This is a genomic window from Armatimonadota bacterium (assembly GCA_036504095.1).
GTDB lineage: Bacteria > Armatimonadota > DTGP01 > JAKQQT01 > JAKQQT01 > DASXUL01.
Genome location: DASXVS010000043.1, coordinates 96,440 through 108,920, shown reverse-complemented (window position 1 = coordinate 108,920; position 12,481 = coordinate 96,440). Strand labels below are relative to the sequence as shown.

Sequence of the window (12,481 nt, the reverse complement as noted above, 5' to 3'; positions counted from 1 at the left end):
GCCCCTGAGACGGGGATTTTTGTCCCCGGTACGCGAGATCAGATCGGTGGCCGGCCGGCCAGCAACCTCGGCCGCCAGCGAGCCGCAAAGAAATGGACGTTGTCCGCGAATGGATAGGCTCCCGATGACATGGCTTCCCCCCGACTGGGGGGCGCCCAGGCAAGCTCATACACCAGCCAAGCGATGAACGCCAGTAACGCCGTGGCCGCCCAGGCATATCCGGACCGGAACAGCGCGGCACTCGCGGCCAATGAGCAAACGACGAACACGGTTTCCCCGACTGTCAGGTGCTTCTGCCAGCGCCGCAGGTATGGCTGGTCCGAATAGAGGAACATCACGCTTCGCGCCAGGGCACGCTTTAGCTCGCGATCAAGGGGAATGCGCTCCTGAAGCCGGTAATCATCCGAGGCCGACAACCGCATCTCTGTATCGGCGTGTAGCAGTCCGCGCACTTCGCTCACCACGCCGGGAATCGCGCCGTCCTTTCGGTTCCACGACAACGCGTTGACCCCCTGCTCGAACTCCAGGTAGGTGATGCGTCCAATCGCGAAACGTCGTAGCAGCAATGCAAGTCTGGCGCGGCTCTGATAATCGACCGGGTCATCGACGGTTACGATATCGCACTTTTCGGGCGTGGTCAACAGGGCTATGAGCTTGACGAGGTCCTCGACGGTATTGATCGTCGGGCAACCCATCTCACCCTCGTCCGGCTTATCACGACGGCCACACAGATCCAGCACTTCGAAGAAGGTCGCCTCCAGGTCTTCGTCAACCATGCCGTAGACGTCGGCGATGTTATCAGCAGGGAGCACCGGGAAGTCGGCGATTCCCATCCACTCCCGGAAATACGCGCGTGTGATCTCGGCGATAGGCCTTGGTATGCCTTGCCGTGTGAAGTAGCCAATGAACTCGTCCGGGTCGATGCCGGATCGAGCCAGCGCTAACTGACGGTCGTGCCGACGCCCGACAATGTTCAACACCGTGCTGATCACGAACAACGCAGCGATGACCCAGGCGACTATCCAAAGGAACTCCATGCTTCGATTCCTCCGTGCCCTCTGTGCCTCTGTGGTGGAATTCGGGTTCGGCAGATCAGTACGCCGTGAACAGCTCCGACACGCTGCGGCCTTCGTGGATGCGTTGGATCGCTCGGGCCAGCAGCGGCGCGACGCTGAGGCAGACGACCTTGTCGCTGCCGAGGTGGTGCGTCGGGATCGTGTTTGTGATCACCAGTTCCTCGATCGGCGACTCCTCAATACGCTCGATCGCTCCGCCGCTGAGGACAGCGTGGGTACAGCAGGCGAAAACCCGCTTCGCCCCGCGTTCCTTGAGTGCGACCGCCCCTGTGGCGACGCTGCCGGCCGTGTCGATCATGTCGTCGATCATCACGGCCGTTTTGCCTTTTACGGTGCCAATGACCTCCATCACCTCGGTCTTGTTTGGCTCGGGGCGCCGCTTCGAGATGATCGCCAGGGGGCTCCCAAGGCGTTCTGCCAGGCGTCGGGCACGAGCGGTGCCGCCAACATCGGGAGACACCACCACGACGCCCGGCCCGCAAAGGTCCTGGTCGATGAGGTATTCCGCGATGATCGGCGCGGCCGGGAGGTGGTCCACCGGTACGTCGAAGAAGGCGCCAATCTGCTCCGCATGCAGATCGATGGTCAGCAGGCGGTCGATCCCCGCGGTGGTCATCAGGTTTGCCACGAGTTTCGCGGTTACCGGCTCGCGAGGCCCTAGTTTCTTGTCTTGACGCGCGTAGCCGTAATAAGGAAGCACAAGCGTGATGCGTTGGGCCGACGAGCGGCGGAGGGCATCCACGAGGATCAGCGTCTCCATCAGCGTGTCGTTCACCGGCGCGCAGGTCGGCTGGATAACAAACGCGTCCGCGCCCCGGCTGCTCTCCAGGATCTTCACGAAGATCTCGCCATCGCTGAAGCGTTTGCACGTGAGTTCGGTGAGGGGCGTCGAAAGGATATGCGATATCTCCTCCGCCAGCGGCCGGTTGGCGGTACCGCAAAGGAGTCTCAGATTGGAGGGGGTTGGCATATTGGCATCTATCGCTTTCCGCGTCAGGCGGGCAGGTTTGGGCAATTTCGCCGATTCGGCAAATCCCGCCCGTGCTAACAGTGATTCCGCCATTGTTGCTGTCCTTTCGCTTCCATACCCGATCACATTGGCCCGAAAACGAAACGATGAATCCCGGTTCCCGCGGTATTCATCGTTTCGTAGAGATCATTCTTCAGTTTCCTGGTTTCGCCTGGCGGCCCACCCGTCCTTGTTCACCTGGCGCGCGCGCCCCAGGCCGAGGGCGTCGGCTGGCACGTCGTCCGTTATGGTGCTGCCCGCCGCGGTGTATGCGCCCTTCCCCACGGTCACGGGCGCCACCAGGGTATTGTTGCTCCCGATGAAGGCATCGGCTCCGATGTTGGTTGGGTGTTTCTTCCGCCCGTCGTAATTGCACGTGATGGTCCCGCCGCCAATGTTGGCGCGCGGCCCCACCTCGGCGTCGCCCACGTAACTCAGGTGCGCCACGTGCGCCCCTTCGCCCAGGTGCGACTTCTTGATTTCCACAAACGAGCCCACGCGCGCATCGCGGTCCACAACCGTTCCCGGCCGCAGATGAGCGAACGGTCCCACGTTCACTCCGTCTGCCACTTCCGCCAGATTCGCTTTGCTCTGCGCAAACGTCACGCCGTCGCCAAGTCGCGTGTCCACAAGGTGGGAGAACGGCCCCACCACGCAGTCCCTGCCGATGGTGGTGGCGCCTTCCAACACGGTCCCCGGGTACAGCACGGTATCGGCGCCGACGGCCACTTCAGTGTCAACATAGGTAGCCGCCGGATCGATTACCGTGACCCCCGACAGCATCAGTTGATCGAGTTTCCGGCGCCGCACGATGGCCGAAGCTTCCGCCAGTTCAACGCGCGTGTTCACGCCCATCACGACGGCGGCGTCCGGGGACACGACGGCTTCCACCCGCTCGCCCTCCCGCGCCAGCAGCGCGATGACATCGGTGAGGTAATACTCACCCTGCGCGTTCTGGGGTCGAATCTGGGTCAGAGCGCGAAAGAGGGCCGGCGCCCGGAAGCAGTAAATGCTTGTATTGATCTCGCGGACCGTGCGCTCCTGCTCGGAAGCATCCCGGGCCTCTACGATGTAAGCGACTGTGCCCTTGTCATCGCGGATCACACGCCCGTAATGGCCGGGAGCGTCCATCACAGCAGTCAGCACGGTGGCCGTTGCGCAAGTGGCGCGGTGGTGCGCCAGCAATGCGGCGAGCACGTCGGCGCTCACCAGCGGGGTGTCGCCCGCGAGGGTGAGAACGTCACCGTCGAACCCGGACAACAGCGGTTCGGCCTGCATCACTGCGTGGCCGGTGCCGTGCTGCGGCTCCTGAACGGCGAATCGCACCCGGCTTCCCCAGCGCCCGGTAAGGTGTTCGCGCACGCGTTCCGCTTCGTGGCCGATGATGGCAATGGCATCTTCGACGCCGCAGCCCTCGCGCGCCGCTTCAACGATATAGTCCACGACGGCGCGCCCGGCAACGCGGTGGAGGACTTTCGGCGTACGGGATTTCATCCGCGTGCTTTTGCCCGCGGCCATGATAACGGCTACTGGAGGTTTGGGATTTCCCATAAATGTGTTCGTATCGGCTCAGCGAAACCCGCTGCCGAAGCCATGCTAGCATTCCCACCGACCAGGTCACCAACCGAAATAGTGGCGGAAAGGGGGAACAGGCCGCGCCCTATGGAATCGTTTCCAGGCCCGCAACCGCCCTCGCGATATGTACCGCATCGACAAGCGTAACGATTCCGGACGAGGGAGGCGCGACATCAAGCCTCGCAGCGTCGAGCACCGTCGATCGCGCCAGGCCCGCCGCTATGGCGAGCGCCCGGGCGGCATCACTCATATTCCACGCCGCGCCACCGATGCGGAACGCCACACCGGACGAAAACGCCACCCACTGGCTGGGCGGCGCGAGGCCGTCCGTTCGAAGCGCCCGCACCCTCCAGTGATATTCCCCGTTTGGGAGAGCCGTAAGCGACAGAGACGCCGCCATCGGAGCGCCGACAAACACCGGCGCATCGGTGGTCGTGGTCCCGGTGCCGTCAAACGGGATGGCGGCCGGTTTGACCTCCCACTCGGCTTGCATCGCCGCAGATGGCCCTCCGAGGATGGCGTTCAGTGTGATCGACCGGCTGCTCAAGGTAGCGTCGGGCGGAAGGTTCAACCCCAGCGCCGTCTGGGACAACGCTGCCGGTTCCAGAGCCGGCTGAACCAGCATTTCAGTGTACGTCTGGTTGTACCCTCCGCGCGAATCCGTCCACGCCGGCACGATTTGCCCGCCGTATGCCGCGATTCCGGCGTAGTCCCCGTAATCGTTGCCCGTCGGGTCCGCGGTCCCTGTAGACTCGTCGGACGGAGTGGTTGTGACGCAATCATTGGGCTCAAAGGTGACGCCACCGTCACGAGACCGCGCGTAGTAAACGTGCGCCTTGCGGTTTGCCGTATCGTTCCGGCAGTCATAAAACGAAATATTGAGCGAACCATCCACTGGGTCTACGCTCATCCATGGGAAGAACTGGCTCGTGGCGCCCGTGTCGTCGTTGACTCTCACGGCGTCGGACCACGTCGCGCCGCCATCGACGGAGTGGCGTACGAAGACGTCGACGTCATCGCTGGGCCGGTTGAGGCCCCGGTCACCGTAGCAAACGTAGACCCACCCGCGTCGCGGTCCTCTGGTTGTGTCCACCCCGATGCTGGGGCACGCCGCGATGCCGCGGGTGGGCTGGGCCGGAATGGTGTACAGGGAGTACGGATCGGCGGGATCGGGCTGCAGATTCAGCTGCAGGTCACAGATTTTGACGTCCACGCCAAACGAGGCTCCGCCGTCCAGAGATTTATCGAGCAGGAGGGTTCCGCCCGCGCCGCCTCCGTAATCGTTCCAGACGACGTAAACCTCGCCGTACGGCCCCGTCGCCGGCATGGCGTAGATAACCGAACCGGACGACGTCGCGGCATCGTCAACGCGCACGGGGGGTTGCCACACCGTTCCGTCCGCCGATCTTGCAATCATAATGCTCTGCGAACCATCGCTGGCATTTCGATCCCACACGACGTAGACCCTGCCCGAGTACGGGCTGCCCGGCGATGCGTCAACCGCGATGTACGGCTTGTCGTCATCCGCGACGGTTCCCGCGACCGGCAGCGGGCCGGTCCACTGGGTTTGGCCGGCTTTCAGCGTTGCCACAACGGGGTGGTACGGGTCGTAGAGCGTCCCCTTCGCTACTATGAAGCAATAGTAGGCGTTGCCGAGGGAGTCGAACGCAACGGAAGGGTCCGCCGCGGAGTGATAGACCGTTCCGCCGATTGTACTCGGAAGCGTTGTGCGGATGAACGTGGCGCCGCGGTCGGCGCTCGTGAACACCGGCATCGCACCGTCGCCCGCGATGTGATTGGCGCCGATGACGATCGAGCGCGGGTCTGCCGGGTTTATGGCGACAGCAGTTTCGGAGTATACGGACGTGAGGTTCGCCGACGCGTTAGCCTCCGTTCCGTGTACGGCCCCGGCACAGGCGCTTAAGGCGCTCCACGCGCAGAGGCCCAGCGCCCAGCCCCGGATCAATGCGGAGCGGGTCATCGTCCACGTCCTTCCGGAATTGAAGCAAGCAGCGAATCGAGCACATCGAAGTCGAGCGGTTTCACCAGGTGTTCGTCGAAGCCGGCCGCCATCGACCGCTGCCGGTCGTCCTGCCCGCCGTACCCCGTCAGGGCGATCAGGCGCATGTCCCGGCACGACGGTTCAGCCCGCAGGCGTCTCGCCACCTCGTACCCATCCATCCCCGGCAACCCGATGTCCATCAATGCCACGTCCGGGGTAGATTGAACCGCAAGCTCGATCGCCGCCTCGCCGTCTCCGGCAACCTGGACCTGATGACCAAGAGACCGCAGGACTTCCGCCATCATCCGGGCGGCAAAGGCGTTGTCATCGACGACGAGAATGGACGAGAGGCGCCGCGACGCAGACGTCTTCGCAAGCGGCATCCCGGGGTAAGACGCGCCGACCTCAGCGTCCACCGGAAGGCTGACGACGAAGACGCTCCCCTTCCCCGGCCCGTCGCTATGCGCCTCAACGCTCCCCCCGTGCATCTCCACCAGCCTTTTGACCAGCGTCAGCCCGATCCCCAGTCCGGCCTCTTTCCGGTCAAGGTTGGGCGTGCCCTGAACGAGAAGGTCGAAGACGTGCGGAACGAGATCCGCGTCCATGCCCTGTCCATCATCGGCGAACCGCAAAGTGATGCTGTTCCCGGTCCGATCGGCGACAACCCTGATGCGGCCTCCCGGAGGGGTGTACCGGATCGCATTCTGCAGGAGGTTGGTGCATATCTGCTGAATTCGAACAGGGTCCGCCGAGATCGGGAGTCCCGATTCAGGGATATCCAGGTCCACGCGCTGCCCCTTCGCGGCGGCCTGGCCTTCCAGCGATGACACAGCGAGGAGAACGGCTTCCCCGGCGTCCATGCGCTCCCTTCGCAAGTGAATCTGTCCGTGAGTGATGCGCGTCGCATCGAGAAGATCATCCACGAGGCGGGCCATCAGGCCGATCTGGCGCATGATCTCGGCCTGGGTGTCGCGAAATGGGCCGTCGGCCAACGTGTAGCGGCTCTGAACCGCCGAGACCGCATTCGATATGGCGGCCAGAGGATTCCGTAGTTCATGGCCCAGCATCGCGATGAACTCATCTTTGTGACGGTTCAATTGCTCCACCTGCCGGAACAGACTGGCGTTGTCGATGGCCTGCCCGCAACGATTTGAGAATACCTCGGCCAGCACCACGTCGACCTGGCTCAAACGACGCCCGGATGTTGTCATCGCGAACGTCATGGACCCGATGAGCTTTCCTCGCGCCGATAGGGGGGTGGTCAGCAGCGATCGAATCCCGAGGGTCTTCAGCACAAGCGTCAGGCGGCGCCCGGCGCTGACGGATTCGAGCCACTCGTCGTTCACGTCTGAAACGAGAAGGGTCTCCCCGGTGCGAACGGTCAGCGGGACGTTGATTTCCGCCTCGGCATCGAACGGGGCCTCGCCCGCCAGCTCCCTCGCGCGGGCAGCGGCCTCCGGATCGATGCCATGCTCCGCGACGCGCCGGACAATGCCATCCGCGTCGATCAGGTCTACGGCGCATATGTCGGCAATCAAGGGGACCGCTAGGTCGGTCACGGTCTCCAGCGTTCCCTCGTAGTCCAGAGTGGCCGATAACCGTTCCCCTGCCCGGGCAAGGAACGCCTCGATCTCCTTCGCGCGGTGTTGGTCCGAGATATCTCGGACGATTGCGAGCACGGATTCAATCTCACCCGATTCGTTCCGCTCCGGGATGATCCTCGCGTGCAGGCATTTGCGGCCCCGCCCTGCTAATGGTTCGAAGGTCTCGACACGCTCAAGGCCGCTCGCGAGTACCTGCCGCACCCAGGACTCCCATTCCTCCGCGTGCCCGGACGGGAGCCCCAATTCCGTGTGTGTCTTGCCTATGATCGCCTCGCGCGTCATGCGGGCGCCTTCACACACAGCGGGATTGGCATAAATGTGCCGCGCGTCCCGGTCAAATCGGACGATCTCGTCCGGCGCATTTTCTGCGAGGTTCCGGAATTCGTTCTCACGCTGGCGGAGAGCATCTTCGATGCGCCGCTGTTCGGTGACGTCCACCGCCATCCCGTGGAGCCCGACGGATCTTCGTGTAACGTCCACGACGGCCGCCATCCGGACGTCAAGCCAGACGATTGCGCCGTCGCCGCGAAGGCAGCGTATCCGAACGCCGCCCTTTTGCCCGGAGTGGAACACCTCAATGATCTTGCTCCGCACCAGCAGCACGTCCGCCGGGTGTACGCTGGCGATGATCCTGGAAAGGGCCGAGGCGGGGGTAAACCGGGTATCGCCGAAGATGTCCCTGACGCCGGGACTGACGTAAGCCAGATGCCCGCCCGGAGCGCCCGGGCAGCCCTTGTATTCCCAGACAAACCCGGGAACGCCGTCCAGCAGTTCGTTCAGCCTGCTGTAAACCGGATTTACCTGGTCGGTGACGCGCATAAGGGGTCAATCTGATCGTGCCGCGAGCCCGAGGATCGCCGGCCGCGAGTCGGTAACAGGCTCGGAGAGGCTCGATCCGGGCCGGGGGAGAAAAAATGGTTGCCAGGCAAGGATTCGAACCTTGATAGACGGCTCCAAAAACCGTTGTCCTGCCATTGGACGACCCGGCAATTCAGGCGCCCAGACGAGGCGCCTATCCCATGATACGCCGTGCGCCGCCGCCCTGTCAACGCTTGGGGGCAACCCCGGCGGCGGGCGCCGGGAAACGATCCAGCGAGGCGATCTCCCGGTCCACCCGTCCGCCCTGGTAGATGACCGGAACGACGTTCCCGGCATCGGCAGCCGTTTTCCCGGGCATCAGGTTCCGGGCCGGGTGGTGAGGACAGTAAACCACCACAGCGTCCCCGCCGGTCCAGAGCACGCCGGGCCGGAGCACGAAACTGCTCGCCTTCCCGGTGTCGGGGTCGGCCGGGCAGCGCAGGTTCACTTTATCGGCGAGATAGGTGGGATAGAGGTCGTCGAGCCTCGCCGGCAGGTGGCCCTTGTCTTCGTTGTACCGACCCAGCGCCCCCGAGAGCACCTGCATGCGCGCCTGGCAGCGTGCCAGATTCTCCGCCGCGCGCCACACCGCCGGGTTGCGGAACAGAACCACGAAATACCCGCCGATCGCCAGCGCGCCCAGCAGAACGAATGTCATGCACCCCCAGATAGCCCACCGCGTATAGCGCTGGCTCAGATGCAGGTCCCGATTGCGGGGCGCCCCGAAGACCGGTTTTTCCGGACTTTCCGGGCTCAAGGCTTCGCCTCCGAAGCCGGTGTCGTAAATGTATACTCGCCGGACCAATCCGATGGCGGCACCGTGCTGAGCGTTGGGCTGACGCAGTACTTGTATTTCATCCCTGGCTTAAGCCGCTCCAGCAGTACCTGAAGGTGGGCTGCCGGCTTGGCCGTATCCTGCCGCAGGGTGTCCCATGTCGAACCGCGGAGCAGATGGACGCGCGCCGTTTTAACCGGCGTCATCGCGTCCCAGCGAACCAGCGCCGAACTGCCGGCGGCGTTCTGCAGCGTCACTTCGGGTGCGGCATCGTTCAGCGCCGGAGGAACGGCGACGAACCGACTGTGGTCGCGGTCCAGTACATAAACGGTCCCGTTAACGCTCGCCATGCGCCCATGCGTTCCCAACGCGCCGACGGCCGCCGCGGTGAACCGGCCGGCCCCGCCTGTCTCCGTAATGGCCCCGCCGCTGAAAGCCCAGGTTGAATGGCCCACGGCGATCTGAGCCTCGAAGCCGCCTGGCGCCTCGCGGACAATCACCAGGTTGGACGGCTGGGTGGCGGGACGAAACGCGATCGTGCGGGCCGGCAGCACGGAAACCAGCAGATTGCCGGCGGCATCGGAAGCGATCGCGGACGGTTCGTCCGTTCCCAATTTGCAGGCGCCGAGATACTTGCCGTCCGCGCCGAAGACGGCGATAGCGTGGGCCCCCGCGTCTGCGACGTACACATTGCCCGAGGCCAGCACGGTCATATCGACCGGGCGGGACAGGTTTCCCCTGCCGAACCGGCGGCGGAGCCCTCCGTTGCGATCGTAGGCGATCACTTCTCCGGGATACCGGTTCAGCACAAGCACCTCCTTTGAGATGCCGATTGCCATTGCCACCGGATCGACCAGCGCGGTTGCTATCCGCCTGCCGAAAGAACGAATCACCTCTCCGTCGGGCGTCACCGCGAACATGGCCGGAGAGCCGCGATGCAGAACCAGGATAAGCCCGTCTCCGCCATCTGCGATGTCCCTCGGATCGTTAAACAACGTGGTGACCTGAAGGGCTTTCTTCTCCTCCTCGGTGACCACCCTCAATGCGAAATGCCTGAGCGTCGAATTCTCGCCGAGTTCCAGGGCCAGAAGGCCGGCTGAATACTCGGAAGCGCCCTTCGACAGAAGCGTATCGCCAGACCAGATAGCGTATCGTCCGGTGTCTCCATCCACCGCGAGCCGCAAACTCACAACCCCATCCTTCGGGATCGCGAGTGAAGCCGTTGAAGTGACCCGTCGATCTGCCGACGTCACCACGGTCGCGGAATCCGCTCCCCCCGTAGTCTGAAGCGCCGCTACGTCGGCCGATTGCATCGATTTCTCGTCCTGCCCGTTGAACCGGAATGCAGCGAGGGTCCCTTCGGGCGGAGCGCCGGCCGGCAGCGCCACGGTCATCTCCGCGACGTAACTGCGAGGCGGGCGGATGTTGTACCGGACAAGTACACTGCCCTTGAGCCCGCCCTCCGATGCGTTGAACATCCCACCGGCAAGCACACTCCACACGGGAGCGCCGGTGCTGCCGGGCGAGTACGAAGAGAAATCATCTTCGAAGGGAAACGTCTGCGCGCGCGCGAGGCCGCACGCGACCACCATCACGAGCCCCAGCATGCGTGCGAATTTCATCTTCGATTCTCCCTCATCGTGAGCGAGCCCACAATCTCGCCGATACTCTCGAACCCATGCCGGACGCGATACGCATCGATGCCCGTCAGGACATCGATGCTCGACCCGGGGTTCACAAAACTCGCGGTGCCGACCTGGACGGCGCTCGCCCCGGCGATCAGGAACTGTAGCGCGTCCTCCGATGTCTGGATGCCGCCGATGCCGATCACCGGGATCGAAACCGATTTGGCGACCTGCCAGCACATGCGCACGGCCACCGGCCGAATCGCCGGTCCGCTCAGGCCGCCGGTGCCGTTTGCCAGAACCGGGCGGCGTTTCTCCACATCGATCACCATTCCCGCCAGCGTGTTGATGACGCTCACCGCGTCCGCGCCGCCCTGCTCCGCCGCCCGGGCGATGACGGTGATGTCGGTTACCGCGGGGCTCAACTTACAGATGACGCATTTTGCCGTACGCGCCCGCACGGCAGCGACCACCCGCTCGGTGGCCCCGGGCTCCATGCAGAACTCCACGCCCGAATGCCCCACATTGGGGCACGAGATATTCATCTCAATCCCGGCAACGCCATCCACATCCAGCATACCCGCCAGCGTGGCATAATCCTCGATGCTGGTACCGGCGATGTTCACGATGACGGGAACGGAATACGCGGCCAGTTTGGGCAGTTTCTCGTTCAGGAACGATTCAACACCGTCGTTCTGGAGGCCGATCGCGTTCAGCATCCCCGCGGGCGTCTCAACCGTGCGCGGTGGGGAGTTCCCAAGCCTCGGTTGAAGTGTCGTCGCCTTGGTCACCATGGCGCCGAGCCGGTTCAGATCCACAAAATCAGCGTACTCGAGGCCGAATCCGAACGTGCCGGACGCCGTCATCACGGGGTTGGCGAGTTCCAGGGGCCCGATGCGGACAGCCATCGGGTTGCTTGTGCGCTCTACAGTCATCGGTTCATTGTGCGGCGCGGCGGCGAAGCAGGGCAAGCCGGCAATTGGCGCCCGCCTGGGACTAGTCTGCGCCGCTGTACACGTCGCAGGCCTTAGAGCTCACCTTGCAGCGTTCCATGCCCGCTTCCTATAGTGGATGCGACTCGCACATACAGGTTGGTTTCCCATCATCTGACTCGCCGATCCGTTCTATCGGACTACAAGGAGACGCGCCATGAAAAAAACTTGTCTGCTCACACTGGTGATCGCCGGTCTTGGTTCGGCTTCGTTCGGAGCCGCAACTCCCAATGCCAAATCGATGATCTGGAAGTCCATCCACGCCCATCAAACACTTGGCCCCTGCGTGATCAAGGCTACTTTTGTGCGACAGGAAGCAACCGGAGTGAAAACGGTTCTCACGGGAACGGTCCGCTGGAACGATTCAACCCATTACGTGGAACAGCTACGGACCAGCAAGGGAAGCGGATCCATTTACGTCAACGGGTCCGACCAAGTCTTCGTGAACAAACCGAGGAAACTATGGCTTCGTTTGGATCCCAACGACCCGGAACTGCAGGTCGTTCGAGAACGATTACGGCTACTACTGCCGAATGCGGTGACCAGCGAGCTCACAACAATCGTGCAGAATCCTGATGTCGCGCGCATCTTGACGCGCGTGCCGCTGACTACCACGAAGATCAATGGCACACCCTCGTACCGTTTGTACGGCCAGACCGGCACTACACCCGAAGGCAGCGCTGCCTTCGTGGCATTCGCCTTCGGACGTTCTGATGCGCTCGTACGGAAGGCCGCCGTGCGTGACGCCGACGGCAACACAACCCGTATAACTGCCAATTATGCACGTCAAGCGCGCCGGTTTCCGGCGTCGAATTTCCGTTTCCAGCGTCCGGCTGATTACACGGAGGGCGTCGGGATTGACGACTTCTTCGGACCGGACGTGCACTAAACGACGGTCAGGCATCGGGCATTCAGCATCCAGGGCGGAGTTTCCGCGTCTGGATGATGAATCCTGAATGCCGAAC

9 protein-coding genes and 1 tRNA gene are annotated in these 12,481 nt (G+C 63.4%); 1 reads left to right on the top strand and 9 read right to left on the bottom strand.

Features of this window, described 5'->3' with window-relative positions; genetic code table 11:
• Positions 1 to 38 precede the first annotated feature (38 nt).
• From VGM51_09390 to VGM51_09350, 9 genes are all read right to left on the bottom strand, one after another.
• Positions 39 to 1,037, bottom strand: coding sequence for a hypothetical protein (locus tag VGM51_09390; GenBank protein HEY3413256.1), 999 nt, complete (start codon positions 1,035 to 1,037; stop codon positions 39 to 41).
• Between the two features lie 55 nt (positions 1,038 to 1,092).
• Positions 1,093 to 2,046 (bottom strand): ribose-phosphate pyrophosphokinase, encoded by a 954-nt coding sequence (locus tag VGM51_09385; GenBank protein ID HEY3413255.1) that lies wholly within the window; start codon positions 2,044 to 2,046, stop codon positions 1,093 to 1,095.
• Between the two features lie 186 nt (positions 2,047 to 2,232).
• Complete coding sequence (gene glmU / locus VGM51_09380) at positions 2,233 to 3,636, bottom strand: bifunctional UDP-N-acetylglucosamine diphosphorylase/glucosamine-1-phosphate N-acetyltransferase GlmU (GenBank protein ID HEY3413254.1); 1,404 nt, start codon at positions 3,634 to 3,636, stop codon at positions 2,233 to 2,235.
• Positions 3,637 to 3,745: 109 nt separating this feature from the next.
• On the bottom strand, positions 3,746 to 5,641 hold the full coding sequence (locus VGM51_09375) for a sialidase family protein (GenBank protein HEY3413253.1): 1,896 nt from the start codon (positions 5,639 to 5,641) through the stop codon (positions 3,746 to 3,748).
• The gene (locus tag VGM51_09370; protein HEY3413252.1) at positions 5,638 to 8,085 is read right to left on the bottom strand and encodes an ATP-binding protein; all 2,448 of its coding nucleotides are present in this window, start codon (positions 8,083 to 8,085) and stop codon (positions 5,638 to 5,640) included. Before VGM51_09370 ends, VGM51_09375 begins: the two co-directional genes overlap by 4 nt.
• A 96-nt stretch (positions 8,086 to 8,181) precedes the next feature.
• Positions 8,182 to 8,255 (bottom strand) — tRNA-Gln (locus tag VGM51_09365).
• Between the two features lie 56 nt (positions 8,256 to 8,311).
• A complete protein-coding gene (locus tag VGM51_09360) occupies positions 8,312 to 8,881 on the bottom strand; it encodes a hypothetical protein (protein ID HEY3413251.1) in 570 nt (189 codons plus the stop codon).
• Positions 8,878 to 10,521: a hypothetical protein gene (locus VGM51_09355; GenBank protein HEY3413250.1), complete on the bottom strand. Its 1,644-nt coding sequence runs from the start codon at positions 10,519 to 10,521 to the stop codon at positions 8,878 to 8,880. The genes VGM51_09360 and VGM51_09355 overlap by 4 nt, the downstream gene beginning before the upstream one ends.
• Complete coding sequence (locus VGM51_09350) at positions 10,518 to 11,459, bottom strand: dihydroorotate dehydrogenase (GenBank protein HEY3413249.1); 942 nt, start codon at positions 11,457 to 11,459, stop codon at positions 10,518 to 10,520. The genes VGM51_09355 and VGM51_09350 overlap by 4 nt, the downstream gene beginning before the upstream one ends.
• Positions 11,460 to 11,673: 214 nt before the next feature.
• Here VGM51_09350 and VGM51_09345 point away from each other — a divergent pair, with 214 nt between their 5' ends.
• Positions 11,674 to 12,405, top strand: a complete 732-nt coding sequence (locus VGM51_09345; GenBank protein ID HEY3413248.1) for a hypothetical protein — start codon at positions 11,674 to 11,676, stop codon at positions 12,403 to 12,405.
• Positions 12,406 to 12,481 lie beyond the last annotated feature (76 nt).